Source organism: Lentilactobacillus fungorum (genome assembly GCF_016860605.1).
GTDB lineage: Bacteria > Bacillota > Bacilli > Lactobacillales > Lactobacillaceae > Lentilactobacillus > Lentilactobacillus fungorum.
In genome coordinates this window covers 149,441-174,093 of the sequence record NZ_BNJR01000010.1, presented here as the reverse complement: position 1 = coordinate 174,093, position 24,653 = coordinate 149,441, and the positions used below count along the sequence as shown (strand labels likewise).

The window sequence follows — 24,653 nt, the reverse complement described above, 5'->3', positions numbered from 1 at the left end:
ATCTTTGCGACCACAATGCCGCCAAAAGCATCTTAGCAAAGGGGATCATCCCTTTGTCCGTCTGGTAACCTGCGGACATTAAAGGCTTTGATAACTAGCACGTAAGACCTGCTGTATCTAAGCAAATCATAGCTGTAACACTATTCTCACAAGCTTCTGAATTTATTTAGAAGTGGTTGACAAAGACACCGTATCAGTATTTTCAACTAGAATCTCCAAAGACCAATACAATAAGCCGTCAAAAAATCCCAGCCAAAGATCATCTCCGGCTGGGATTTTTTACCTTACTTAGCAGGCTTTTGCTTCAAGAAGTGTTGCAAATCTGCTAGTTCTTTATTCCGCTTAAGGTCTTTTTTACGGTTGATTGGGCGACGGCCCTGAACACCGTGTGGATGACAAATACGCATAGTTAAACTCTCCTTATTATTTATTACTTTTCTAGAATTCCAATAGACTAAACTATTATAATACACCTGCAGGTACTAACGCAAATCTATTTCACATTTCACTATCAATTTCCGTAAATTATGGTATTGTTAGTAGTTAAGAAACGATATGAGGTGAATTAATATGGCAAACGAATATCCACAAGCGCTCACAATTGCAGGTTCAGACAGTGACGGCAGTGCAGGGATGCAGGCAGATCTGCACACCTTCTTTAGACGCAAGGTCTACGGCACGTCCGTAATGACCGCCTGCGTGGCCGGCAACAGTTACGGGATCCACGATGCAGTCAATTTACCGACGTCCTTTATTGATAATGAATTCAAAGACCTGGCTGATGACTACCACGTTCGGGCAAGCAAAACGGGAATGCTTTCTGATTCGGAATTAATCCGCACCGTTATCAAGAATTATCAAAAATATGACTTTGGCCCCTTGGTTGTTGATCCAGTCATTACTACCAAGCATGGTAATATGCTGCTGGAACAGAGTGCTTATAAGACTTTGCGGGATGAACTAATCCCTCTCGCCGACGTCATCACGCCAAATTTCTTTGAAGCGCAAAAGTTGGCTGAGATGGACATTAAAACCGACGATGATATGAAGACGGCGGCTGAAAAGCTCCGAAGCCTTGGGGCCAAAAATATCGTCTTAAAGGGTAGCCACCACGACCCCAACCAAACCAAGGTGTCAGATTACATCCTCCTTGAATCTGGCAAAAGCTTCTGGTTAACTGGTGACTTCTACCCAACCGAACGCAAAAACGGCACGGGCGATAGTTTATCCGCCTGCATTGCTGCCGAATTGGCCAAGGGTGAAGACATTGAAACCGCCGTTCGAATCGCCAAAAAGTTTGTGGATGTCGCAATTGCCAATGAAATTCAAGTTGGCCATAAATTCGGCCCAATTAATCACTGGGCCCCGGCGGACGAACTCTAAAAATAAGCCGGTGTTATGAATGAAACTATTTTCTGATCACGTCATTATTGAGTTGGGATAAAATCCCGTATTGGCCTTCGAGTTCGCATAGCTATTCGGCGGCTAACGTCGTCAAAATAATGTCCTTCAGCTTCTACTACGGCAAAAGAAGCGTGGCAGTCATCTTTTGGGTGGCTGCTTTTTTAGTGCAAGTATTATTCTTACCTCGATGATATTTCATTACATAAGAGTCATTTTTACTCACTTTATCTCCCAGAAGCATCCCTACCACTTATCCGGGCTCCAAATTCGCCCGTCAATCTCATCTTGAGCCTGACGAATCCGTTTATTCTGCTCGGCTACCAATGCTTTAGTGGCTTCTAAAATTGAGCGATTAATAAATGACGGCTCCTGCTCCTGCAACTGGGATAATTGCTTGGTCAACCAATCCGTTGTGTCACTCATGCTCATTCCTCCTGATCGCGAATCATTTTAACGTTTGTTTTCAAATCATCAAGCTGGTCTTGCCGGGCCTCGATTGAACCGATGATAAGATCTAACTTCTGCTGGTCATCCTCAGACTTTTCCTGTTTCATATGAGTCAATTGGTCAACCAACCATTTCTCCCGATTATCCAGACTCAATGGCATTTGGGCACTCACATACTGCAAATAATCAACCAATAACAATTCTTTTTGTTCTTCTTCCAGATAGCCAAATTGGCTCACTACAAACGGCTTGAGATAAGTCATCCCCGCCTTATTAGCAAATGCTTCGAATGGCCGCAACAGTTCGGAAATCGTGAAGTGTTCACTGCCACCAGCTTGAAATTCGGCTTCAGCATCGCCCAAAGTCACTACAATACCCAGTTCTTTGTTCCGCAGCAGATGATTAGCCACCACAAATTTTCGGGTGAAGACATCATCCATGTACTGCTTCAAACTTGCTGGTGATGAATACCAATACAATGGGAATTGAAAAACCATTCGATTATATTTTATGAGTCGCTGCTGTTCTTGGACAATATCGATTTTAGTTCCCTTATACAGGTCATCGATATACTCAAATGCTACGTTTGTTTGAGATTTCCCAGCTGTTTTTAGAAATTCCTGAGTAGCTGAATCCGCTAACTTTGGATGAGAAATTAGAATTAATGTTTTCATTTTTAACCTCTTCAAATGGTTATTATCATTTTTGACTATTCTATTGATCAGCTATTATTCTAGACTATCCTGCTGAGCTAGCAAAGAAGATTTGCTCCCATTGCAAAAAACAGATGTCAGGCATTTCTGCTTAACATCTGTCAATTTAGATCCACGCTTGAGAATCAGCTGATATTATCACACAGCCATTCTTATATGCGCTTACGCTTAAAAGCACCGTATCCAAGGGCAATAAATATAACCGCCCAAATCAAGTTGCCAATGACCAGTTGCGTGTTGGTCAACATTGATTGTTGATATACATCTGGAGTTAAAAACTGAAAAGCCACATTGAACATGTTACCAGGATTCCATTTAATACTTGGCAAGGCCCTCCCAACAGTATTAATTAGAATTCTTGAAACTGCTGTCGCCATAAAAATGAAAAGAACACCAACGACAGCCGCAATTGAACTTGTTCGACTCAGGCTCGCAATTAGGAAAACGACAGTCACAACTAACAAACATGAAAAAAGATTGCTCAAAATGCTCGTCAATAAATTTTGCATGACCGTTTGATGGTTGTCATAAATTGCGCTAAACGGATAACTGTTTCCATACACGGCGTACTTCACAACAATTGCAAAAATAAACGCACACAAATGAAGCACAACGCAGTATATACCAATGACAATCATTTTAGAAAGATAGATTAACAATCTTTGATTATGCTGAGCAATTAAATGTTTGATTGTTCCGTGTTCAAATTCCATTGAAATAATGTTGGCACTGGCAATAATAATCAAGATGTCCAACCACTGTGCGGCCGCAAATCCCTGAGAAATATAATCATTTAGATCACCTGTGTGGATTGACGCAAATCCAACAAACAACATCAGGCTAAACAAAATCAACGGTGAAAATTGAATACTCTTTTGATGAACCATTTTATAAAGTTCTTGCCTGAGTAAATCAATCATGATCAGCACCACCTTTGATGAAACGCAAAGTTGCACTCTCCAAATCCATTCCCTCATGACTTACGTCCCAAAGTTGAAGGTCGTTTGTCAATATTACTTTCAGTGAATCAGTTAGCCGGTCATTTGAATTATTAATTTTAATTGAATGCTGTTGTAGCTCGGCCTTAATTCCCTTTGCGTCCAGCAGCGCCATAGCCCTCTTATTATCATTGGTGGTAATTAAATAATATCGCTTACCGAGGCCGCGTAAGGCTTGTAAAGTTGTCTGGAAAACAAGTTTTCCGTTATTAATCAAGATAATATCATCAGAAATCTTTTCAAGTTCACTCAAAATATGGCTAGAAACAATAAACGTTACGCCCTTAGCCGCTTCTGTTTTAATCATATTTCGTAGATCCAGCGTAGCCATTAGATCCAAGCCATTCATTGGTTCGTCAAGAATAACTAATTCTGGTTGATTAATCAGTGCCAGAGCAATTCCTAACTTTTGCTTCATCCCAAAAGAATATCCAGTCACTTTTTGGTGAATATAATTCTGCATCCCTAATAAAGCAACTATTCTATTCACTTCATCCTTACTAGCTGAATACAACTTAAAATGCTGAAATCCGCTTAAAAATGGATAGATCGACGGGCTTTCAATTAAGGCACCCGTCTTTAAGCTCATCTCATTGACGTTATGCTTAGTGATCCGTTGGCCATCGAAGAATAGTTCACCTTGATCATAAGAATAGATGCCCAAAATACACTTCATAATTGTTGATTTACCAGCGCCGTTTGGTCCGACTAGGCCGACAATGTGTCCCTTGGGAACATTAAATGAAAGATCATCCAAAACGCTTCGTTTGCCAAACTGCTTTGTTAAGTGCTTAAAAACTAATATATCCTTCATTTCAATCACTTCCCATTTTCAGATGTGATCGATTGATTAACGACTCAACTTAATCAGCCCTATGCCGCCAAATTAAATACAGGTTGAATAGCGCTAAGTAACCAGAAAATCCCAATCCATACTGAAAGCCAAACCCCATTTTAAACACATACATAATTGCACTGGCAATCGCTGATACCGTAAACAAAACATAGCCGCTTAAAAATATAGGAGATTTCAGTGGATCGACTTTTTTTAAACCATATTTACTGATTAAAATCCGCAGTCCCAAAATCAAAAAGACGAATACGTCCATCAATAAGAATGCAGCCATCGTCGCATATTGAGTCACTCGTTCGGCTACTAAGATGGCTAAAATGACAGTCAGAACACTACTTGTAAACCGATGGATCTTAGACGATTGCCGCGCCATCAGAATTTCACGACTTTTAAACTGCTGCGGATTCGATACTAACTGATCAAGAGAGACTCGATAAACCGCTGCCATTCGCCGCAAGGTATCAATATCAGGTAAACTTCGGCCGGTTTCCCAACCTGAAACTGTCTTTCTTGAAACATTTAGGCGATCTGCCAATTGTTGTTGAGTTAAAGACGAAGCCTTCCTTTGATCCCTAAGCCGTCGAGCAAATTGGTTATCAACCATATCGATCACCCCCAATGTAAATTCATTGTCACTATATAACAAGCTTATCTCTCAAGCATAAGCGCTAAATCAACGAATTAATCAAAAAAGTTAGATTAAATCAAGTTAACTCTCCCTATAAATCAGTTGATGACACAAACCGCAAACCAGAAACCGAACGCTTATCCGATAACAAATTGTGTCACCACTTTGGTGTTTTAGAAGTATCTGTATCCAATCCAACCCTCTCAATTAATATGCTTACTTGATATTTCAAATAGCTTTTGCACTTTCTGTTGGGAAGCGCTCTCTTTTATTGTAAACTATGGGCAGAAACTAACAAAGGAGAATTAGCTATGTCAGAATACACCCTTCATTCAGAACTACACAACATTGGTGCCAAAGTTGTTCATACCACCCGACTTCATCGATTTGTCTCAGACACGCCAACTGATCATCACGGAACCGATACCGGCCCTTCTCCCGTCGAATATCTACTGGGCGCACTGGGGGCTTGCCTAGGTGCCAGCGCTGCAGCTTATGCGCATAGTCCCAAATACAAAATCAAGCTCAACAAGTTTGATATGGATTTCACCGCCGAAACTGAACGCTACCCCGACAAATCATCTCGGGTTACTAAAATTCACGCCAAGATTGATTGTCAATCAGACGATATGGATAAAGCCAAAACTGAACAATTTGTCGAAGACGTTATTCATGTCTCCACGATTCACAATACTTTACAAAATGCCGTTGAATTTACGTTTGAAATTACGACACCGTAATCATCACGAAAATTACTTATCTTGTTAGCACTCAATTTTATTGAGTGCTAATTTTTTCGGAATTTTTTTGAAACTATTTTAATAACGCCTATATATAGGCGTTTAATCCAGATGATTCCCGTGCTCCTTTCTTGCATACATAACAAACATGTGATAATATATAGTTGTTCGGTAGGGGAATAAACGTTCCCGTTAACGAACGACTTTTAAAATTAGCACATTTAAACTCAAACACTTTAAGACCGTTGAGTTAAGCAAAGATTTGGCTCAACTAACAAGGGGGTATTTTGATGGATAATGATATTTTCGGCACCAATGGTTTTGATGATATTTTCAATGACCCGTTCTTCAAGCAAGCATTTAATGATGCCGACGGGCAACGGCAAATGCGACAACAGCCAATTCAGGTGCAGGAGCGTCAGCCGCAAAACAAGCAAACTTTATTAGATCAATACGGAACTGACCTCACCCAAATGGCCAAAGATGGCAAATTAGATCCGGTCATTGGCCGAGATAAAGAAATTGAACAAATGGAAGAAGTCCTCAGTCGCCGGACTAAGAACAACCCGGTTTTGATTGGTGAAGCCGGGGTTGGTAAGACTGCCGTTGTTGAAGGCTTGGCCCAAAAGATTGTCGCTGGTGACGTTTCTGAGAAGCTCTTGAACAAGAAGATTATTTCGATTGATGTGGTTTCATTAGTTCAAGGCACCGGAATCCGGGGCCAATTTGAACAGCGAATGAAGCAATTAATCGATGACGTTTCCAAGGATAAAAACGTCATCTTGTTCATCGATGAAATCCACCAGATTATGGGCGCTGGATCCACTGGTGAAGGCGACAAGATGGACGCCGGCAACATTTTAAAGCCAAAGTTGGCCCGGGGCGACTTCCAGTTGATTGGGGCCACCACCAGCAATGAATACCGTGATATTGAAAAAGATCAAGCATTGGCTCGGCGGTTCCAGCCAATTATGATTAACGAACCGAGTGAAAAAGATACCTTAACCATTATTAAGGGCTTGGCACCAAAGTACGAGAAGTTCCACCACGTCACCTATACCGCTGATGCTTTAAAAGCTGCTGTTTCCTTAAGCAACCGTTACATTCAGGATCGAATGAACCCTGATAAAGCGATTGACTTGATTGACCAAGCTGGTGCCAAAGTTGCCATGGGCTCATCATTAACCAAGGATAAGTCCACCTTACAACAAGAAGCTCAACAGCTTGAAAAGGACAAGCAGGCTGCTTCTTCCAAGGATGATTTCGAAAAGGCCGCTCAATTACGAGATAAGCTTGATAAAGTTAACGAACAGATTAAGAACATTGACAACGGCACCAAGGTCGAAACACCAAAAGTAACGCCGGAAGTCATTCAATCAGTAGTTGAACGCATTACCGGGGTGCCAGTTACCGATGTTAATAAGAACGAAGTCAACCAACTCAATAATCTCGACAAGGACTTGAAGAAAGAAGTCATCGGCCAAGATAACGCCCTTGATGCAATCTCGGCCGCTATCCGTCGAAGCCGGGTTGGCTTTACGGAAGGCAATCGGCCAATTGGCAGCTTCTTGTTTGTCGGCCCAACCGGTGTCGGAAAGACACAAACGGCTAAGGCCCTTGCAAAAGAGTTGTTTGGCACTACCAAAGCCATGTTTAGATACGATATGTCTGAATATATGGATAAAATCAGCGCCAGCAAGCTGATCGGCTCAGCTCCTGGTTACGTGGGTTACGAAGAAGGCGGCCGCTTAACCGAACAAGTTCGTCGTCACCCATACAGCCTCATTTTGATGGACGAAATTGAAAAAGCGCACCCAGATGTTTTGAACCTGCTGTTACAAATCTTGGACGACGGTCGCCTATCAGACGCTCAAGGCCGAACCGTTGACTTTAGCAACACCGTCATTATTATGACGAGTAACGCTGGCCAAGGAACAACCGACGACAAGCAAAACGTCATCGACAGATTAAAGCCGTACTTCAAGCTGGAATTCTTGAATCGAATTGATGACATTATTCAGTTCAATTCATTGACCAAGCCAGACTTGCTGAAGATTCTTGATCTGATGCTCAACGATTTGAACGCATTAGTCAATAAGTCGCGAGGTATCCACTTTACCGTAACTGATAACGCCAAGAATAAGTTAGTCGACATGGGCTACAGTAAAGAATTGGGGGCTCGACCAATGCATCGAGTAATTACCAAGGAAATTACCGATAAGTTGACCAACAGTTATTTAGAAAATCCTGACGTTAAGTCGTTCAACGTCGATCTTAAAAATAACAACACCATCGTCGTGACGCCGACAGATAGCCAAGTCGCTGCATAATTGGCGGTTTAATTAAAGCCAGTTGAATAATTAGCAAAAATGCCTTACTGGTTGCTGTCAAAGCGATTAGCGAGGCATTTTCTGTATAAACAATGCGTTGTCATTGACATAGTTCGATGGATAAGGTATCCTATTGTTAATGTGTTTTAGGTTTCCGAGTTTCAAAGGTACTTGTTTTATAGTTTTATGAAATGACTTCCTTGGAATCACGTTCAACTAGATGCATTAAATTTAAAATGCGCAAAAAGCGCAAGGAGGTTTCATATATTATGAAACAAGGTACTGTTAAATGGTTCAACGCTGATAAGGGTTATGGCTTCATTACTACTGACGATGGTGACGTATTTGTTCACTTCTCAGCTATCAACAAAGACGGCTTCAAGTCATTAGACGAAGGCCAAAAAGTTACCCTTGACGTTGAAGACAGCGACCGTGGCCCACAAGCTGCAAACGTTACACCAATCGAAGACTAATTTACTTTTTAATTAAACCTGAGAGAATCAACCAGAAATGGTTGGTTCTTTTTTTATGGCGACAAAGCGGCAATCCAAATTATCGAGCCGAGCTAAATCGTTAACGACTCTCCATAAAGTTCTGGTAAATCTAACCAACGCCCCCACTCACACATTACCATTCATAATCAGTAAAACTGTTGGCCACCATTAACTTTTACCAATCAATTACAAATAACCACATCCTAGTGATATCAACACCTAGCGCTTTTAAGGAAACGTTATCAATTATTCCACCCATGTTACATTTGTAATCAAGGTGCTATACTAAAATCATCACATGGAGGTGCGTTATGAACAAATCACTTTACATACTTGCGACAACCCTAGGATTCCTTGGCTGTGCAGTCGGCCTATCAACCTCACAGCCAGCTCATGCTCGAGGTGTCTATCACGTTATTAAGTCAAAAACTGTTAGCAACGTGGCTTACCACTGGAATAACACCAGCCAGAAAGCTTATCTATGGAACGCCAATTTGACCAAAAGGCTACATCACTTGACCAACTATCCTAACACTACCTGGTACGCGACCAAGGCGTTTAAAATGACCAATGGCCAGAAAACGGGTTTATTTTACTACGTTAGAAACGGCGCGGACACCGTCAAAGGTTATGTTTGGCAAGGCTATCTGTCAAAGGATAATAGCTCAAGCACCAAGGAGGGAGATAACAACGCCAACGTTACCAAAGGAAACCCCGGCGGCATTCCCTTTGCTACCAAGGACGAATTGATTGATCTCAGTGAAATCGATGAAGATGACGATGACTACTATGATTCAGCGGTTACCAGCTACCAAGATGCCCCGGTGATGAAACAATTCGAGGGAACAACGAGAAATACCAAGTTGGATGATGCCGCTGCCGGACAACTCGGCCATGATTTTGATTCTGTAACCCGCAAAGAATGGGGCGACAAACTCAATCAAATGACCTACATCAAGAACTCAGTGGCCCCCACTGCCCAGCAAAGTCGTCAATTGGCGCTCGGCCAACTCAAATTTTCAACCTTTGTGCGGGCCGACCTCAAAAAGCAGCACATTAATCTGGCCAAATTCCAAGGATGGCAGATTGGCATGACTAGCCAGCCAATCTACTCACAAACGCCCGACCATAACTATTCAAAAATGGGCGACTATACGATTGCGCTATTAGCACCAGCAAATCAGTGAAAACCATTTGGAGGCTATTTTATGAATAAAAGAGGGAATAAAAGATTATTAGGATTAGCCACGACTTTTGCCGTATTCTGTCTTGTAGGTACCCATCAATTGGCTGCTCATGCGGCTGGTGGTTACACGATTCTTAAAACGAGATATCATTCAAAAACGCCTTATCACGTTTCGACCTTTCGCTCCGTATTTATGTACAACCCAACCCATACTGCCAAGATCCACAACTTGAAGAATTATCCAAAGACCACTTGGTATGTTTCGAAAAGCCTACTGATTCATTGGCGGACGACTGGTAAAAATTATCGCTACTTTTACGTTACTAACGGCAAGGGCACTATTAGTGGCTTGGTTTGGCATGGCTTTTTGGCTCGGGGCGTGAATCCCAACGCAACAGCCGCCAACTCTGACACCAACTCAACAACGAATCAGCAAGATGCCACTACCAACAGCCTCAGCCAAACGTTAATTGGCTACTTTGACAGCACAGTCCCCAATGCTCAACTTCAGACAATTGCTAACAAGTTTCAGCAGTACGCCACCATTGAGGATCCAAGTAAGCCATGGAATGCAGCCCAGGATTTTGAAGACATGCTGACTAAGGACTATCCAGCTCTTTGGAAAAGCACGCCTAAAATTAAGTTCTTATACGAAAAACAAGCATCAGGCAATCTTGCTAAATTAAAAGCCGGCAGCCTTTCATTCAAAGATTACGTGAACAACGCCATCACAGGGGCTGAAGGCAATGAGAATTTCCACGCATTTAAAGGTGACCAAATCGGTGCGTATGCATGTCCTAAGTCAAGCCGTGCCTATGGCCAAGGGGTTGTCATCATTCAACCAGCTACAGCCAGTCATCAAAATAATTCTGATACCAATGCCAATGATGAGTCAAACAGCTCTAACCCGACTAATTCTCCCACCGACAACCCCGACGCATACTCGGGCACTATCGGCAATCAAGCGTTGAGCCGCTTTGATCATCAAGTTGACGATCTATTCTCTACGACAATGCATAGCACTAAGTTAGATCAATTCATCAGCCTCTGGTATTCCTCTGGCGAAAATATCGCTGCCAATGACAAGCAATTTATCCCCAAAATTGAAAGCGAAACTGGCCTCAGCCATATCAAAGTCATTGATCTAAACGGCAAGGTCGCCAAACCATACGATTTGCAGGCCGTCAAAGCGGCGATTAAAGCCCAAGGTGTTGATCCCAGCCAGTATAATGGTTATCAAATCGGCTCAATCGTCTTTCCAGCAGGCATCATCTCCGGGGCTGGTTATCCCGGCGATGGCATGATTATTTTGGGGCAGGCTGCCGACACATCAACTAACTAATTCATTAACTTTGCACGTTGGAGGCAAAACATTGAAGACAACTAAGATTTTAATTAACTATCTAATCGCTACCGGCACATTATTAGGCTTAACCACATTTTTTAACCCGCCAACCACCCATGCAGCTGGCACTTACCACGCCCTTGCAGTCAAACGCGTCAACCAGGTTCCCATTCACTGGAGTGGCGAAAACGTCAGCGCCTACCTATGGAACTACCATCTCAATCATAAAATTCAAAGAGTTAGTGCCCTGGGTAACATTACGCTTTATGCCAACAAAGTTTTGAAGATGACTAACGGAAAAAAGACGGGGATTTTCTACTACGTTACCAATGATAAGGGTACCGTAAAAGGTTATGTTTGGCGGGGTTATATGGTCAAAGGCGAACTCGATCCTGGTACGATGCCAAATACTGGCGGCATCCCTAACGCAGATAGCGATGAACTTGAGAATGTTGAAGGTTATAAAGTTGGCAGCGATCGCTACAACGAGGAAGTTGCTTATAATCAGGATGCCAGCATTAGTAACCAATTTAAAGCGGGCATTGGCAACAACATCATGCACATTGGCGCCCAACTCCACCGAACTGATCCCACTAATGCAAAATTAAGCACAGTGCCGTACTCTCACTTTAAGTTCATTAGCAACTCGACCAAGCCGACTGCTGAGCAAAGACATGAGTTGGTGACTGGCAAGCTATCCTTTTATAAATTTGTGAAAGCTGATCTGGAGAAGCAGGGAATTAATCTCGACCAGTATCAACATTGGTATATTGGTGCCGATAGTACGCCGATTTATAAAGCTGCTAGCAAGACTAAATACTACCCAACCTTTGGGGACTATACCATTGCCCTTTTGTCACCTCAATATAAGAGTGAGATAGAAAAAGCAAGTGGCCCACAAAATTAGCTGGTTCAAAAGGAATCCCTTTGTCAGATATGCCAATACCGGACCATCACTTTGTGGGTGATTATTAACAGGATGAGATCCGAGATGTTAACAATCTAAATCAAATCGGCATGTCAATCGGCTTGTACTTACTATTAGTAACTGTTATAATAGATTATCCGTTACTTTCCGCTAACGGATATGAATTTAAATACTATCTAAACAAAGGAAAAGGAGCTACTCACATCCATGAAAGAACAATTATTAGACCTCGCTAAAAAGCGCCGGTCAATCTACGCACTGGGCCGCAATGTTTCCCAAACCCCTGATGAAATTGCTGATTTGATTAAGCAAAACATCAAATGGGCGCCAACCCCATTTAATAACCAAACCACTCGGGCCGTGATTTTATTCGGTAGCAATCACGAAAAGCTTTGGGACATTGTTGCCAAGCGCCTGAAGTCTGAAGTTCCGACTGAGGAAGCTTACCAAAAAACATTAGCCAAGATCAACGGCTTCAAGTCAGCGTTTGGAACCGTCTTGTTCTACACTGATACCGATGTTGTTCATCGCTTTGAAAATGATTTTGCCCTCTACGCAGATAACTTTGCTGATTGGTCAGAACAAGCCCAAGGCAATGCTCAATTCGCCGTTTGGACATCGCTTGCTGAAAATGGCATTGGTGCCAACTTACAGCATTACAACCCACTGATTGATGATGAAGTTAGAGAAACCTTTGGCATTCCCGCAAGTTGGAATCTCCGCGCTCAAATGGACTTTGGTTCAATCGAAGCCCCTGCTGGCGAGAAGGAATTCATGGATGATGCTAATCGATTTAAAGTATTAAAGTAGTCAATCAATAAAATGAGTCAGATCACTTTTGTTTGAAGTGGTTTGACTCATTTTGCTATTATTCAAATGACTGCTTTTCAGCAAGTCAAACGATATTGGCTTAACCTAAATCTGGCGTAAATGCGCCATCCTCCAACAAGTCGGAAACAAATTCCGGAACAGTATCGGTTCGGTTCCAATCCCGCTGTAATTCACAAATTAGCTGTGGAATGGAAATTAAGTGAGCACCAGCTTGTTCAACTCGCCGTAGCGCCGTCTCGTGGGCAACTGGTGAAGTTCCACCAACTGCGTCTACAACTGGGTAAACTTCAAACCCTTCACTCAATGCATCCAGGGTTGGAAATGTTAAACAGGCCTCGGTCCAAAGTGCCAAGATAATAATCTTTTTGCGTCCAGTGGCCTTGATTGCTGCGTTATATTCCTGATCTTCCCACGCATTAATGGAAGTTCGATCATAGGAAGGAATATCGCCAAGTGCTTTTTTAATGGTTGGCAGCGTATCTTTGTTACGGCCAGTTGCAACATTAACGGTTGAAAGCACTATTGGAATTTGGTACTGCTTGCCAATTTTAGCAACCAGTGCGGCATTCTTAACCAAGTCGGCATGCTTCATCGAACCAATCGAGTTTACTTGAGTTGGTTGGTAATCAATAATGGTTAATACTGAGTTGTCTGGTGATAATAATCGATCATCAGCACCACGTTTCGCAAAACTTGTCATTGTTATCCCTCCAAAAATAAAGTGAGCGGAGCAAAGCGCTTAGAAAGCGGAGCCTAAGTTAACTTGGCTGAAAATCCCGGGCTTGGATTTTTGGGCAAGTTGACTTAGGTGCAGCTTTCTGCTTTGCACAGCTGTCCTACAATCAGTGAGCGGAGCAAAGCGCCTAGAAAGTGGAGCCTAAGTTAACTTGGTCAGAAATCCCGGGCTTGGATTTTTGGGCAAGTTGACTTAGGCGCAGCTTTCTGCTTTGCACAGCTGTCCTACAATCAGTGAGCGGAGCAAAGCGCCTAGAAAGCGGAGCCTAAGTTGACTTGGTCGGAAATCCCGGGCTTGGATTTTTGGCCAAGTTGACTTAGGTGCAGCTTTCTGCTTTGCGCAGCTGTCCTACAACAAAATGAGCGGAGCAAAGCGTTTAGAAAATGGCGCTTAAGTTAACTTGCCAGGAAACCCCAGGTTTGGGTTTTGGGACAATTCAACTTAGATGCCACTTCCCGCTTTGCGCAGCCATCTTTCTGTCTACGCTTACATATTACTCCTGAAGCTTGTGAACTGCGAGGATTTCGCCTCCCAATTAAGTAGCTGTAACGGCATTGAAGAGCTTGAAATTGTTTCACAACCGGTAGCCGTGTATTCAGCATTATTAGTTGACCATTCCGAACTTTCAGGTAAAATTGAATTGGTAAGGCTTTCAACAACTATGTTACCCTAGCCAACTAATGAACCACTGATCGTCGTCAACTTGCATCAATGGAGGTGTATTCATGTCAAAGAAAATTGGTATTTTAGTCGGCAGCTTGCGGCAGGGATCTTATTCGAGAATTGTGGCTAATGCCTTGGCAACCCAGTTTCCAGCCGACTACGAAGCAACATTTATTAAGATTGGCAGTCTCCCGTTTTTTAATCAAGACTTAGAGGAAACCCATAATGAACCAGGCGAATGGCAGGAATTTCGGCTCGCCGCCAAACAATGCGATGCCTTTGTCTTCGTCACTCCAGAATATAACCGTTCCGTGCCGGCCGTCTTAAAGAATGCCATCGATGTTGGTTCACGCCCCCGCGGCCAAAGCGTGTGGGATGGCAAACCAGCCTTAGTCATTAGCGTCACCAACGGGGCAACCGGCGCGTTTGGTGCCAACCACGCCCTGCGCCAGTCATTGGTCTTCTTAAATATGCCAACGGTTCAACAACCCGAAGCCTATATTGGCAACGTTACGAAATACATTGACCCAGACGGTAAGATTACTGATCCAAACGAGTTAAACTATTTTCACTCATTAGCTGATGCGCTAGTGGCTTATGTTGAGAAACTAGTATAAGTTACTGTTCCCAGATACTCACAGACTTATTGTGCCATGATTTATCGTACTTTATATTGGAAACTAAACTTACGCGGCTTACTAATAGCTTGATTTTCCGTTTCCATTCAGATTGCGTTATCATAATGGTATCAAAAAACGAGGACGGATTAACCAAAATGAAAAACGTGACCATTTCTGATGTTGCTAAAGCCGCTGGCGTCTCGGTTACAACGGTATCTCGCTATTTAAACGGTAATTTCAACAAAATGAGTGCTGAAACCCAAGCTAAAATCACAACCGTTATTAAACAACTGAACTATCATCCTTCCGCTTCTGCTCGGCGGCTGCGAACCAACCAATCCAAAACGATTGGGGTGATCGTTGGTGATATTTCGAATGTTTTTTCATCATTATTGTTCAGTGGGATCTACGAGATACTCCAACCACACGATTATAGTGTGCTACTCCTAAATGCTAATAACTCAGCCACAGAAGAACGTAAGGGTCTTAACCGGCTGCTTGAACAAGAAGTCGACGGTTTTATCATTCAACCCAGCCAATCAAGTTTCAACGATTACCAATTCGTTCTCAAAAACCAAGTTCCTTTAGTGACGGTGGACCGAGAACCTAGTGGCCACCCTCAACCAATTAGTCAAGTTGTGACTAATAACCTTGACGCTAGCCGGCAATTTGGCGCCGAACTCATAGCGGCGGGGTATAACCAAATCCTGTTGGTAAGCAGCACAACCGTTGCAATTTCAGCTCAAGCGCCTCGAATTAAGGGCTTTAAAGAAATTGCCGCTGAGTCTTCTGTGAGGGTCGTTAACCTCGACCTAGCTGATCAGCCGACTAACTGGTTAGACCAACAAATCCAAAATTATCGGCAAACCCCTTCAAAGAAAACCGTCATCGTCTCACTAATGGGCCCCCTGCTTTTTAAAACACTAGCCGCTCTTCGCCATTTAAAGTTACATTTTCCTGATCAAATTGGATTAGCCAGCTTTGACGATTGGGATTGGTCAAAATTCGTGGGGGATGGCATTGACCTCATGCAGCAGGACCCAAGGGAAATTGGTCGCCAGGCAGCCAAGATCTTACTGACGGCCATCGAAACCGCCAAGGCCACTCCTCCCACTACTAAGCTGATTCCGGCAACTCGAATTAATGGCCATTCATTTTAATATTAATCGCGACAAAAAACCATTCCATTTTTTCAAAGGAATGGTTTTGCTTTATTTTGTGGACAGCCGGCTTGAGGACTTCCATTACATAAATGCTGACACCGCCAAAACTGACAAGAGGCCACTAACCGATAAGACCGATGTTAAGGTCGTCCACGATAAGAATGTCTCTTTTAATGTTAATCCAAAGTATTCCTTAATCATCCAAAAGCCAGCATCATTCACGTGATCAGCAAACACCGATCCAGCACCAACTGCTAAGACCATCAAAACCGGATTAGCACCCGATTGGGTAATCAACGGGGCCACTAATCCAGCGGCGGTCAGTGATGCCACGGTTGCCGATCCTAAGCTGACTCGGAGTAAGGCAGCGACAATCCAAGCAGCAATCAATGGGGACATGTTCATTTGCGTAAATAGATCTGAGATGTATTTGGCAATCCCACCATCCATTAACACCTGTTTAAACGCACCGCCACCACCGATAATCAGCAGCATCATCGCAATTTGTTTGATCGCAATCACCATGGAGTTACTAATCTCGGCCATCTTCTTACTGCGGGCCAGCCCCATTGTATAAACAGCAAATACCAGTGATATCAACATGGCCGCATCAGGTGCCCCGACAAACTGAATGGTTTCATTAATTGGATTGCCTTTTGGGAGGACAAATTCACAGATTGTGGCCAAAGCAATCAAGATAACCGGCATCATCGCCGTGAGCGCACTAATGCCAAACCCCGGCGTTTCTTCAAGTTTAAATTCCTTGAACTCTCCTAACGTGCTAATATTGATATCCCGTCGATACACTTTTGGATAGACCTTATGCAAAAACATGTTAAACAAAGGGCCAGCAATGATGATCGTTGGAATCGACACGATAATCCCAATTAGCAGTACCTGGCCTAATTCGGCATGGAAGATTCCAGAGATCGCCGTTGGGGCCGGGTGTGGCGGCAGAAATGCGTGGGTGACGTTTAAGGTTGCTGCCATTGGGATTCCTAAATACATCAACGGCAAGTCGATTTCTCTAGCAATCACGAAAATAATTGGCAGTAAAACAACCAATCCCACTTCAAAAAATAGTGCTAAACCAACAATAAATGCAGCCAATACAACGGCAACTTGAATGTGGCGTTTGCCAAATTTTTCAATTAAAGTATGGGCAATTCGATAACCGCCACCAGAATCCGATACGAGCTTACCAAGCATGGAGCCAAAGCCAAAAATCACGGCTAAATGTCCCAGTTGCCCGCCAATCCCGGTTTCAATACTTAATGGAATCTTGGCAACCGGAATTTGCAACAGCAACGCAACAACAAACGACGTAATAATCAGCGACAAAAACGTGTTGAGCTTAACCACTGTGATCAAAAAGACCAGCAGGGCAACGCCAATCGCAACAATTAGTAATGGCATACTGAACATCCTTTCAAATAAATGCATACCAACCCAAAAGCCAACTTTACTAATCGCTTAAACTTCTCTCTACATCATGAATGCTATCTAAGCAAGTAACCACCATCCACTGGCAACATCACGCCCGTCACGTAATCGGCCGCTTGACTTGCCAAAAAAACCATCGGCCCCATTAATTCTTCTGGAACCCCCCACTCGCCAGCGGGAATATGCGCCTTGATTTCGGGGCCACGAACTGGATCATCTTGTAAGGCTTTAGTCATGTTAGTTTTGATGTATCCTGGCGCCAATGCGTTTACTTGAATATTGTATGGTGCCAAAGCATCCGCGTAAGCTTTGGTTAACCCCAAAACACCATGTTTGCTGGCAGTGTATGGGAAAATATACTTGCCAGCCCGATAAGATTGCATGGACCCAATGTTGATAATCTTCCCATGCTTTTGTTTTGCCATCTCCTTAGCCGCTTCATGTGACATGTAATAAAGCGCGTTCAAGTTAAGATTGATCACTTTCTGCCAATCTTCATCTTTGAAATCCAGCACGTCGTTTCGCAATTGCATGCCAGCGTTGTTAACCAAAATATCTATATGGCCAAATTGCTTGATAACAGCGGCAACTGTTTCTTTAGCAGCCTCAGGAGCCGTGATATCTTTTTGGAGAAAGCCAATTTGTTGCCCATTAGCTTCAACAATCTTTCGCGTATCTTCCCAGCCTTTTTGGGATCGGCTGACAATAAAGATGTCAGCGCCATACAGTGATAACGCGATTGAATAATTCTTCCCTAATCCTTCCGCACCGCCAGTAATTAAGGCGACTTTTCCTTTTAACGAAAAACTGTTCTGATCAAAATCTGCCATGACGCTCATCCTCCAATTAACTTGTACGTACTTAAATCCAATATGAATGGCCAATTCATTTTTAAATTGGGTGTATCGATACACCTTCGAAGATAATGTACCCTATTACGGCAAAATAATCAAGCGCTTACATTTTTATTTTTTAAATTAGTCTGACTTCCCAATGAGTTTAACTGAACCTAATTCATTAATTACCGCGTTTAATGCATCATTCAAGCATATTAAATTATGTTAGAATAAATTAACAGCCACTAGTTATCAACGTTATAGGAGGTTTCAGACATGGCAAAAAAGGATATCGTTATCTATCCAGCAATTTTTGATCCAGAACCTGAATCTCATGCAATTAATGTGACCTTTCCAGACGTTCCAGAAGCCATCACTTATGGTAGAAATGAAACCGACGCCGCTTTCTACGCCAACGAAGTATTGGGGTTGGCTCTCGTAGATCGCAAGCGAAAACTGCCAAAAGCAACGCCCATTAACGAAATCCCGTTAAAAGATGGGCAATATGTTGTCATGATTGCCGTTGACCTTAAAGAAGCTAAAAAGACTATTTGCTAATTAATAATCAAGCAACTAGCTAGTTCGTCACTTAATCCAGATGATGAGCTTAACAACTATGTTCAGGGATAAAATTGCTATCATTTTTGTTTATCATTAGCACTTAAATGCCATACGACCTATTTTTATATATGTCGTATGGCATTTTGACGTCATGAAAGATCCATTCTATTGTCTGAACTTTTAAAAACATGACGTTAAGTTGCATCGCTATCCCTGTCAGGGTAAAACTCACGATATCTTTTCCACTCATCCCTTTTTAATTCGTTGCATTATCTGATCGTTATTCTCAATAATTGCACCTAAACAACTCATAATAAGGTTCACTGGCAAACATTTCTTTTTAAATCGGGAAGGAACTATTTAGACATTTTTTCCAAAATAATTGTTCAATTGTAAAAAAAGCAGCCCATCAAATCGATGAACTGCTTCAAATTTTATTTAATTAATTGTTTTCTTGAATAACCAACTTTTTATTCCCAGTCAGATAATCACCGTTGCTCAAAACATACCGACTAGTTAAGTTGTGCTTGACAATCTTCTTAACCTTCAGATGGGCACCCTTCTTGTAATGCTTAACTTTTTTGGTCAAGTTAACATTTCGATAGGCGTTGGCCCCATTCTTGGAAATGACCGTCACCTGCTTGTCCTTTGGCATTGAGGCATAGTAAACCGGCACAACAAACTTCCGATTAGCGGTAATGTAACCTGTCTTCCCGTCAGTCTTACTACCATGGTTCACATCACGGACCTTGTACCGCAATGCCCCATCCTTGGAACGAGCGTAATCGGTCACAACGAACATTGGCCGGTTCACTCGTTTGGCTTTGGGGTACTTAGCAACTTGATCGTTTTTGCTGAAGTTAGCATGCTTATAAAGATAGATATTCTTTGTAGCATAAACCACAGCGCCCTTCACAGCCGCAGCGTTAGGAATTGCGGGTTGCGTAGTTGTGGTTGAACTACTTGAACTCGCTTGTGTCGGGGTAGTACTGGATTCCTGTTGGGTAGGCGTCACGTAGCCAGTCGCATTGGTATTATTGTTTGGAGTCGAGTTAGCCACAACATGGACAGTTAAGTTATCCTTATCATCAGCAGTCATTGTGTAATCTTTAGGGGTATTAGCTGCCAATGTATAGCCATTTGGCGCGGTGGTGACAATGCCAGCCTTGCCTACATACCCGCTAACCGTTTCAGTTTTAACTATTTTATTATTAGTATCAACGTACGTAATTATCGTATCGGCTGGCTGAAAGCCATATGTCACTGTAAAGTTTTCAGCTGTTGGATCATAGCCATTGGGTATTGAGATGGTTGGCCCATATGGAATATGGTAGCTCAAATTTGCCATAAAACTAACATATAAGACGCTGCAGTAAGACCCTCAGGAATTTCAGTTGCATCATCCTGCCCATCAACACCGGAATAAATCGTCTTCGGATCTTCCGGGTTTACCATACAATCAACTCTAGATACATTTCCAAAATACATTCCTGGCCACGCAGAAATACTCACCGAATGAATATCATTCTCAGCATATCCCGGAACGGTTATATCAGGACTCTGGACATTTTTGACCCCAGTTAAGACTTTTTGATCTGCCTTTAACTGGTGGCCCTGAGTATCATTCACCCGAACCGTTAAATAATTTTGCGTATTGGCCGCTTGGGCTTGTTTCCCATTAACCAGGATAAAGCCAGCCACTATCGCAGTCGTGGCAATAACCCCCATAACTAATCGTCTCAATCCCTTGTTCATTTGAATTCCTCCTATGTTCATGATAACTTAACACTACTAATTATTCTGATTTAAAATTGAACTGCTCTAAATTTTATTCAATTAATTGGTTCCTTGAATCGCCAACTTTTTATTACCAGTCAGATAGTCACCGCTGCTCAAAACGTACCGACTGGTTAAGTTGTGCTTGACAATCTTCTTAACCTTCACCAGTGAAACGTATTGATCCGGATCCGGCAATAGCTGATTCCCTCAGGTATTAACAACTTGAACAGTCATATCATTTGCTTTGTTATCCGCCTTGGCGGATTGGCCACCTACCAATATGAGTCCTAGTATCGTGGTAACCACGGCTAGCGTTGCTAGTATCAAACCTTCTAATCTTTTATACATCAAAAGCCCCCAAAAATCCCAGTATTATAAGTTCATACTAATTCTATAATATAATTGTATCACTATTGTTATTTAACTGACTACTTTAATTTCCAATCACAAAAAGCCCCAATATAGTATTGAGGCTCAGCCATTATGCGTGTGAATCACACTTAGATTTCTAGCTAGATTTTATTCAAACGCTTAATTGGTTCCTTGAATCACCAACTTTTTATTACCAGTCAGATAATCACCGTTGCTCAAAACATACCGACTAGTTAAGTTGTGCTTGACGATTTTCTTAACCTTCAGATGGGCACCCTTCTTGTAATGCTTAACTTTTTTGGTCAAGTTAACATTTCGATAGGCGTTGGCTCCATTCTTGGCAATGACCGTTACCTGCTTGTCCTTTGGCATTGAGGCATAGTAAACTGGCACGACGAATGCACGATCAGCAGTGATATACCCTGTCTTGCCGGCAGTTTTACTGTGGTGGTTGACGTCTCGAACCTGATATCGTAGGCGGCCGGCTTTAGAATAAGCATTGTTTGTGACAACAAACATTGGGCGATTAATCCGTTTAGCTTTAGGATAAACCGCTATTCGCTGCGACTTCTTGAAGGTTGCTTGGCGATACAGATAAATCTTTTTGGTAGCATAAACCGCGGTACCTTTCTTGGCGGCATTGCTTGGAACAGCTGATTTAGAAGTGGTCGAATGACTCGTTAAATCACCATTATTGCTTGCTGAAGTCTTGGGTGTCGTCGACGTTATCGAACCCGTTGGCGTCGCTGCCGGGTGCTGATCATTATCAGGCACCACCGGAGTTGGCGTTGGATTACCCTTACCCACCGTCACTGTAATCGTCTTTTTAACCGTCACACTATTCGTAACCGGATAAACGTAGGTCACTTGGTAAACGCCATCTTTGGTTAAATCAACTTCATTATTGGCAACCTTTGTAGCCGTTCCGTTGGCAGCTACTTTTTGAACGGTGTAAGACGCATTGGCCGGTTTAGTAATTGCTTGACCATTTTTATCATAAAACTGCACGTCTTGATAGGCACCTTGATCCCAAGTTGCTTTGGATGATACCGGATAAGTTTCGTCTTTAGCACTAATCAGCTTATGAATCGCTAAGTAGGCGTCCCCCAATGTCCGTCCATTATACTTAGTTTCATTCATGACAATCGACGACCCATTGTTGTCTCCATAAATTACGCCACCGGTTCCCATCGTAAAAGTATAAGTTGGCTGTTCGGTACCGTTATCCAAAATGTTAAAAGCATAACCTTCATCATGAAGCTCATCAGCAAGCGATGTTTGACCATCCAATCCCTTTAATTTAGTTAGATGAATTGTCACAGATGAGCCAGTATACACTGGGCTGCCAACCGGCAGACTTTCGCCGTTCAGGTTTTGGTACGTAAAGGCATCCAGATTCGAGGAAATCGGTGGCATTAAGTCCTGAACGTCCTTAGCCAAAACTGCCGAACCCTGGTCATTATTGGTTGCGGCGATGAACACATTCTTGTTGTTAGTATCCCAATAATCCAGTGGACTCACGTATTTACCAAAACGGAGGTTCAACCCCAATTCAGTGGCGCCATCATAATCAGAATTCCACGGAATGCCGTAACTGAAGTTTCCCACTTGAATGTTGTCAATCGAGTTATTAGATCGGGGCAAAACTTTCAGCGGCGTATTAACTTCCACAGAATCTCCTGGTGCCAGCGTGCCAATCACCCGGTACTCATTCAAATCTTGTAGGTCACTCGTATTTCCATTTAAATACATATACTGAATGTCCATTTTCGAAGCTGGTTGAGTCGAATCACGATAGTCGGTCTCAATCTTAGGCGCTTCACTGCCAGCATAAACAACGTTGCTTGTCTTAACATAATATCTTGGCAACGTAATGATTTCGTTTACCGTGTATGTTTTATTTGAGGTGTTGGTCACTTTAAAATGTTCAACAAGCCCTTGAAAGTTCGAGCTGTCCACAACAGAACCATTTCGATCCGTTGACCCCGGCATCGTTGCATAATTTGAGCGAACGGTCTTACCGTCTTTGCCAGTTACCGAAAAATAAAATTCATGACTAACATGATTATACGTAGGAATATTGGTATTCGGTTGGCTGCCAGTATAAACCAGCGAATTATCCGCCGCTTGTGCCCGCGTACCCCCAAGTACAAAACTAATTAGAAATAATCCGAATACTAATAAATACCTTACAATAACTTTTCGTTGTTTAATCATCGTTTTCCCCTCCATTTGCGCATTTGCGGATGCCGCAAAAAAACGATTACCAAAACGGCATTCAGCCCCCTATTTTGTTATTATTTACCTAACAGTTTTATTATTTCATATTTAATAGTAATTGTGAAATTTAAACTCTGGCGGACTCGGAGAATGAGTTTAGAGTTGAGGGGTAGAATAAGAAAGTTGTGAGCTTGTTTTGGCAAATTGCTTTTATACACTTTTATACACACCTAGGAATTATCAATTGCGTGTTCTAGTTGATGACTGGAATACCGCCATTTTTTCGGGAGTTGGTCTTCAATTCTTGGAAATATCGGATGGGTAATCGGCTCGGGAAAGCGCTGCTCAATTAACCACCAAACTGTTAAGCTAGCTTGGCCGTGGTGAGTACCGGCGAGGGTAATGGCGGCTAACAATCAGATATCAGCCGGGACTTTTTATCGCGAAGTGAACCAACCCAGCCTAAAAAAGTCCAAACGAAAAGACGAACAGCCAGCATATAATATAATATTTAGCTAATTCGTCTTTCTATCACTACTTTTTCTACGTATTGTTAAGCGAATCGCTGTTTCGTATGGATGTCCCATTGAACCTGTAAACAAATCCCGCCAGATGACTGCGGGTAAAAAAATAAGGCGCTCAGTTAAGAGTACCTTAAGTGTTGAGTTTAGAGATTGGTTAGAGAATCGTCATTAGAGATCAAGCATATCTTGGATGTACCGTTTTAATTCTGTGTAGGTTTTGTCCGAGATATGATTGATGATTTGCCCGTGGCGCAATTTGTAATCAAAGTTAGTTAATTGCCATCCAACAACGTAGCCTTTAACGCCAGTATTTTGACTGCCGTTGATGAGGATTGGAAAGTACCACTGATTGTTTTGATAACGGTCACTGGTGGTTATTGGCATCGCGAGTACCATTTCGGTCGCCTGATTATAATCAGTACTGCTCATGACGACATAATGTCTTCGAATGTTCACGAAGTTGGCATCATGGCCACCATATTCTTTTCCGCTATGCGGTTCCGCGTCTAAGACAACAATGTCGCCTTTAATGGGCATGCTAGTCATCTAATCGCTCCAATCCAACGGGGTCAACTGGTTGCAATTCCGGATCGTTTTGCACGTCAGCTTGGAAATCATAATCTTGTGCTTCTTTAGTCGCAAAGATGTTGGTGTGATTGGTTGGTTCGTAAATAATAGTCCCATCAGCTAACTTGCTAGCTTTATATTCTTCGCCTTCAGTGACCCCAACTTGTGTCGGGACAGTTAGTACAAGACTGTTACCTGATTTACGAACTTTTACTTTGTTGATCATTTTAAACGCCCCTTTCTGAGTGGCTTAATTATATCCCAAGTAGTTA

General features: G+C 42.5%; 26 protein-coding genes and 1 pseudogene. 11 read left to right on the top strand and 16 right to left on the bottom strand.

Going from position 1 to position 24,653, the window contains the following annotated elements:
- Positions 1 to 284: 284 nt before the first annotated feature.
- Positions 285 to 407, bottom strand: coding sequence for a hypothetical protein (locus YK48G_RS13595; protein ID WP_284692015.1), 123 nt, complete (start codon positions 405 to 407; stop codon positions 285 to 287).
- Between the two features lie 163 nt (positions 408 to 570).
- Between YK48G_RS13595 and thiD the strand changes: the two genes are divergently transcribed.
- A complete protein-coding gene (thiD, locus tag YK48G_RS05085) occupies positions 571 to 1,383 on the top strand; it encodes a bifunctional hydroxymethylpyrimidine kinase/phosphomethylpyrimidine kinase (RefSeq protein ID WP_203629641.1) in 813 nt (270 codons plus the stop codon).
- Between the two features lie 264 nt (positions 1,384 to 1,647).
- Here the strand turns inward: thiD and YK48G_RS05080 are convergent, their stop codons facing one another.
- From YK48G_RS05080 to YK48G_RS05060, 5 genes are all read right to left on the bottom strand, one after another.
- The gene (locus tag YK48G_RS05080) at positions 1,648 to 1,827 is read right to left on the bottom strand and encodes a hypothetical protein (RefSeq protein WP_203629640.1); all 180 of its coding nucleotides are present in this window, start codon (positions 1,825 to 1,827) and stop codon (positions 1,648 to 1,650) included.
- A 2-nt stretch (positions 1,828 to 1,829) separates the two neighbouring features.
- Positions 1,830 to 2,525 carry an NAD(P)H-dependent oxidoreductase gene (locus YK48G_RS05075; protein ID WP_203629639.1) on the bottom strand — a complete coding sequence of 232 codons (696 nt, stop codon included), beginning with the start codon at positions 2,523 to 2,525 and terminating at the stop codon, positions 1,830 to 1,832.
- A 191-nt stretch (positions 2,526 to 2,716) separates the two neighbouring features.
- Positions 2,717 to 3,484 (bottom strand): DUF2705 family protein, encoded by a 768-nt coding sequence (locus YK48G_RS05070; RefSeq protein WP_203629638.1) that lies wholly within the window; start codon positions 3,482 to 3,484, stop codon positions 2,717 to 2,719.
- Entirely contained in the window at positions 3,477 to 4,376 is a 900-nt protein-coding gene (locus YK48G_RS05065; protein WP_203629637.1) for an ABC transporter ATP-binding protein, read from the bottom strand. Before YK48G_RS05065 ends, YK48G_RS05070 begins: the two co-directional genes overlap by 8 nt.
- Positions 4,377 to 4,425: 49 nt before the next feature.
- Positions 4,426 to 5,019, bottom strand: a complete 594-nt coding sequence (locus YK48G_RS05060) for a helix-turn-helix domain-containing protein (RefSeq protein WP_203629636.1) — start codon at positions 5,017 to 5,019, stop codon at positions 4,426 to 4,428.
- A 335-nt stretch (positions 5,020 to 5,354) separates the two neighbouring features.
- Between YK48G_RS05060 and YK48G_RS05055 the strand changes: the two genes are divergently transcribed.
- From YK48G_RS05055 to YK48G_RS05025, 7 genes are all read left to right on the top strand, one after another.
- A complete protein-coding gene (locus tag YK48G_RS05055) occupies positions 5,355 to 5,783 on the top strand; it encodes an OsmC family protein (protein ID WP_203629635.1) in 429 nt (142 codons plus the stop codon).
- Between the two features lie 290 nt (positions 5,784 to 6,073).
- Positions 6,074 to 8,113 (top strand): ATP-dependent Clp protease ATP-binding subunit, encoded by a 2,040-nt coding sequence (locus YK48G_RS05050; RefSeq protein ID WP_203629634.1) that lies wholly within the window; start codon positions 6,074 to 6,076, stop codon positions 8,111 to 8,113.
- A gap of 269 nt (positions 8,114 to 8,382) precedes the next feature.
- Positions 8,383 to 8,586 (top strand): cold-shock protein, encoded by a 204-nt coding sequence (locus tag YK48G_RS05045; RefSeq protein WP_013728822.1) that lies wholly within the window; start codon positions 8,383 to 8,385, stop codon positions 8,584 to 8,586.
- Between the two features lie 332 nt (positions 8,587 to 8,918).
- Entirely contained in the window at positions 8,919 to 9,794 is an 876-nt protein-coding gene (locus YK48G_RS05040) for a hypothetical protein (RefSeq protein ID WP_203629633.1), read from the top strand.
- Between the two features lie 21 nt (positions 9,795 to 9,815).
- Positions 9,816 to 11,135 carry a hypothetical protein gene (locus tag YK48G_RS05035; RefSeq protein WP_203629632.1) on the top strand — a complete coding sequence of 440 codons (1,320 nt, stop codon included), beginning with the start codon at positions 9,816 to 9,818 and terminating at the stop codon, positions 11,133 to 11,135.
- Between the two features lie 31 nt (positions 11,136 to 11,166).
- The gene (locus YK48G_RS05030; RefSeq protein ID WP_203629631.1) at positions 11,167 to 12,045 is read left to right on the top strand and encodes a hypothetical protein; all 879 of its coding nucleotides are present in this window, start codon (positions 11,167 to 11,169) and stop codon (positions 12,043 to 12,045) included.
- 228 nt (positions 12,046 to 12,273) lie between these two features.
- Positions 12,274 to 12,876 (top strand): nitroreductase family protein, encoded by a 603-nt coding sequence (locus YK48G_RS05025; RefSeq protein WP_203629630.1) that lies wholly within the window; start codon positions 12,274 to 12,276, stop codon positions 12,874 to 12,876.
- Positions 12,877 to 12,976: 100 nt separating this feature from the next.
- Here the strand turns inward: YK48G_RS05025 and YK48G_RS05020 are convergent, their stop codons facing one another.
- Positions 12,977 to 13,597, bottom strand: a complete 621-nt coding sequence (locus YK48G_RS05020) for an isochorismatase family protein (protein WP_203629629.1) — start codon at positions 13,595 to 13,597, stop codon at positions 12,977 to 12,979.
- Between the two features lie 761 nt (positions 13,598 to 14,358).
- Here YK48G_RS05020 and YK48G_RS05015 point away from each other — a divergent pair.
- Together YK48G_RS05015 and YK48G_RS05010 are read left to right on the top strand one after the other, a co-directional pair.
- Positions 14,359 to 14,913, top strand: coding sequence for an NADPH-dependent FMN reductase (locus tag YK48G_RS05015; protein WP_203629628.1), 555 nt, complete (start codon positions 14,359 to 14,361; stop codon positions 14,911 to 14,913).
- A gap of 158 nt (positions 14,914 to 15,071) precedes the next feature.
- Positions 15,072 to 16,076: a LacI family DNA-binding transcriptional regulator gene (locus tag YK48G_RS05010; RefSeq protein ID WP_203629627.1), complete on the top strand. Its 1,005-nt coding sequence runs from the start codon at positions 15,072 to 15,074 to the stop codon at positions 16,074 to 16,076.
- Between the two features lie 84 nt (positions 16,077 to 16,160).
- On the opposite strand, the gene YK48G_RS05005 is transcribed toward YK48G_RS05010, so the two are convergent.
- Positions 16,161 to 17,504: a gluconate:H+ symporter gene (locus YK48G_RS05005; protein ID WP_373300174.1), complete on the bottom strand. Its 1,344-nt coding sequence runs from the start codon at positions 17,502 to 17,504 to the stop codon at positions 16,161 to 16,163.
- Between the two features lie 74 nt (positions 17,505 to 17,578).
- Positions 17,579 to 18,352: an SDR family oxidoreductase gene (locus YK48G_RS05000; RefSeq protein ID WP_203629625.1), complete on the bottom strand. Its 774-nt coding sequence runs from the start codon at positions 18,350 to 18,352 to the stop codon at positions 17,579 to 17,581.
- Between the two features lie 282 nt (positions 18,353 to 18,634).
- On the opposite strand from YK48G_RS05000, the gene YK48G_RS04995 reads away from it, so the two are divergent.
- Positions 18,635 to 18,916, top strand: coding sequence for a type II toxin-antitoxin system HicB family antitoxin (locus YK48G_RS04995; RefSeq protein WP_203629624.1), 282 nt, complete (start codon positions 18,635 to 18,637; stop codon positions 18,914 to 18,916).
- 445 nt (positions 18,917 to 19,361) lie between these two features.
- Here the strand turns inward: YK48G_RS04995 and YK48G_RS13635 are convergent, their stop codons facing one another.
- From YK48G_RS13635 to mazE, 7 genes and pseudogenes are all read right to left on the bottom strand, one after another.
- Positions 19,362 to 20,267 (bottom strand): DUF5776 domain-containing protein, encoded by a 906-nt coding sequence (locus tag YK48G_RS13635; protein ID WP_203629623.1) that lies wholly within the window; start codon positions 20,265 to 20,267, stop codon positions 19,362 to 19,364.
- Positions 20,255 to 20,674, bottom strand: a complete 420-nt coding sequence (locus YK48G_RS04985; RefSeq protein ID WP_203629622.1) for a hypothetical protein — start codon at positions 20,672 to 20,674, stop codon at positions 20,255 to 20,257. The genes YK48G_RS13635 and YK48G_RS04985 overlap by 13 nt, the downstream gene beginning before the upstream one ends.
- 81 nt (positions 20,675 to 20,755) lie before the next feature.
- Positions 20,756 to 20,857, bottom strand: a pseudogene (locus tag YK48G_RS04980) (DUF5776 domain-containing protein); the annotation flags it as partial.
- Positions 20,858 to 20,905: 48 nt separating this feature from the next.
- Positions 20,906 to 21,046 (bottom strand): hypothetical protein, encoded by a 141-nt coding sequence (locus YK48G_RS04975; RefSeq protein ID WP_203629621.1) that lies wholly within the window; start codon positions 21,044 to 21,046, stop codon positions 20,906 to 20,908.
- 183 nt (positions 21,047 to 21,229) lie between these two features.
- Positions 21,230 to 23,287, bottom strand: a complete 2,058-nt coding sequence (locus YK48G_RS04970) for a DUF5776 domain-containing protein (protein WP_203629620.1) — start codon at positions 23,285 to 23,287, stop codon at positions 21,230 to 21,232.
- A gap of 695 nt (positions 23,288 to 23,982) precedes the next feature.
- Positions 23,983 to 24,360: a type II toxin-antitoxin system PemK/MazF family toxin gene (locus YK48G_RS04965; protein ID WP_232365288.1), complete on the bottom strand. Its 378-nt coding sequence runs from the start codon at positions 24,358 to 24,360 to the stop codon at positions 23,983 to 23,985.
- Positions 24,353 to 24,607, bottom strand: coding sequence for a type II toxin-antitoxin system PemI/MazE family antitoxin (mazE, locus tag YK48G_RS04960; protein WP_203629619.1), 255 nt, complete (start codon positions 24,605 to 24,607; stop codon positions 24,353 to 24,355). Before mazE ends, YK48G_RS04965 begins: the two co-directional genes overlap by 8 nt.
- Between the last annotated feature and the right edge of the window lie 46 nt (positions 24,608 to 24,653).

What these genes read in the sequence shown, in the direction of transcription:
- YK48G_RS13595 (WP_284692015.1), bottom strand. Translation starts at nt 407, where the DNA reads ATGCGTATTTGTCATCCACACGGTGTTCAGGGCCGTCGCCCAATCAAC.
- thiD (WP_203629641.1), top strand. Translation starts at nt 571, where the DNA reads ATGGCAAACGAATATCCACAAGCGCTCACAATTGCAGGTTCAGACAGT.
- YK48G_RS05080 (WP_203629640.1), bottom strand. Translation starts at nt 1,827, where the DNA reads ATGAGTGACACAACGGATTGGTTGACCAAGCAATTATCCCAGTTGCAG.
- YK48G_RS05075 (WP_203629639.1), bottom strand. Translation starts at nt 2,525, where the DNA reads ATGAAAACATTAATTCTAATTTCTCATCCAAAGTTAGCGGATTCAGCT.
- YK48G_RS05070 (WP_203629638.1), bottom strand. Translation starts at nt 3,484, where the DNA reads ATGATTGATTTACTCAGGCAAGAACTTTATAAAATGGTTCATCAAAAG.
- YK48G_RS05065 (WP_203629637.1), bottom strand. Translation starts at nt 4,376, where the DNA reads ATGAAGGATATATTAGTTTTTAAGCACTTAACAAAGCAGTTTGGCAAA.
- YK48G_RS05060 (WP_203629636.1), bottom strand. Translation starts at nt 5,019, where the DNA reads ATGGTTGATAACCAATTTGCTCGACGGCTTAGGGATCAAAGGAAGGCT.
- YK48G_RS05055 (WP_203629635.1), top strand. Translation starts at nt 5,355, where the DNA reads ATGTCAGAATACACCCTTCATTCAGAACTACACAACATTGGTGCCAAA.
- YK48G_RS05050 (WP_203629634.1), top strand. Translation starts at nt 6,074, where the DNA reads ATGGATAATGATATTTTCGGCACCAATGGTTTTGATGATATTTTCAAT.
- YK48G_RS05045 (WP_013728822.1), top strand. Translation starts at nt 8,383, where the DNA reads ATGAAACAAGGTACTGTTAAATGGTTCAACGCTGATAAGGGTTATGGC.
- YK48G_RS05040 (WP_203629633.1), top strand. Translation starts at nt 8,919, where the DNA reads ATGAACAAATCACTTTACATACTTGCGACAACCCTAGGATTCCTTGGC.
- YK48G_RS05035 (WP_203629632.1), top strand. Translation starts at nt 9,816, where the DNA reads ATGAATAAAAGAGGGAATAAAAGATTATTAGGATTAGCCACGACTTTT.
- YK48G_RS05025 (WP_203629630.1), top strand. Translation starts at nt 12,274, where the DNA reads ATGAAAGAACAATTATTAGACCTCGCTAAAAAGCGCCGGTCAATCTAC.
- YK48G_RS05020 (WP_203629629.1), bottom strand. Translation starts at nt 13,597, where the DNA reads ATGACAAGTTTTGCGAAACGTGGTGCTGATGATCGATTATTATCACCA.
- YK48G_RS05015 (WP_203629628.1), top strand. Translation starts at nt 14,359, where the DNA reads ATGTCAAAGAAAATTGGTATTTTAGTCGGCAGCTTGCGGCAGGGATCT.
- YK48G_RS05010 (WP_203629627.1), top strand. Translation starts at nt 15,072, where the DNA reads ATGAAAAACGTGACCATTTCTGATGTTGCTAAAGCCGCTGGCGTCTCG.
- YK48G_RS05005 (WP_373300174.1), bottom strand. Translation starts at nt 17,504, where the DNA reads ATGTTCAGTATGCCATTACTAATTGTTGCGATTGGCGTTGCCCTGCTG.
- YK48G_RS05000 (WP_203629625.1), bottom strand. Translation starts at nt 18,352, where the DNA reads ATGGCAGATTTTGATCAGAACAGTTTTTCGTTAAAAGGAAAAGTCGCC.
- YK48G_RS04995 (WP_203629624.1), top strand. Translation starts at nt 18,635, where the DNA reads ATGGCAAAAAAGGATATCGTTATCTATCCAGCAATTTTTGATCCAGAA.
- YK48G_RS13635 (WP_203629623.1), bottom strand. Translation starts at nt 20,267, where the DNA reads ATGGCAAATTTGAGCTACCATATTCCATATGGGCCAACCATCTCAATA.
- YK48G_RS04985 (WP_203629622.1), bottom strand. Translation starts at nt 20,674, where the DNA reads ATGAACAAGGGATTGAGACGATTAGTTATGGGGGTTATTGCCACGACT.
- YK48G_RS04975 (WP_203629621.1), bottom strand. Translation starts at nt 21,046, where the DNA reads ATGTATAAAAGATTAGAAGGTTTGATACTAGCAACGCTAGCCGTGGTT.
- YK48G_RS04970 (WP_203629620.1), bottom strand. Translation starts at nt 23,287, where the DNA reads ATGATTAAACAACGAAAAGTTATTGTAAGGTATTTATTAGTATTCGGA.
- YK48G_RS04965 (WP_232365288.1), bottom strand. Translation starts at nt 24,360, where the DNA reads ATGACTAGCATGCCCATTAAAGGCGACATTGTTGTCTTAGACGCGGAA.
- mazE (WP_203629619.1), bottom strand. Translation starts at nt 24,607, where the DNA reads ATGATCAACAAAGTAAAAGTTCGTAAATCAGGTAACAGTCTTGTACTA.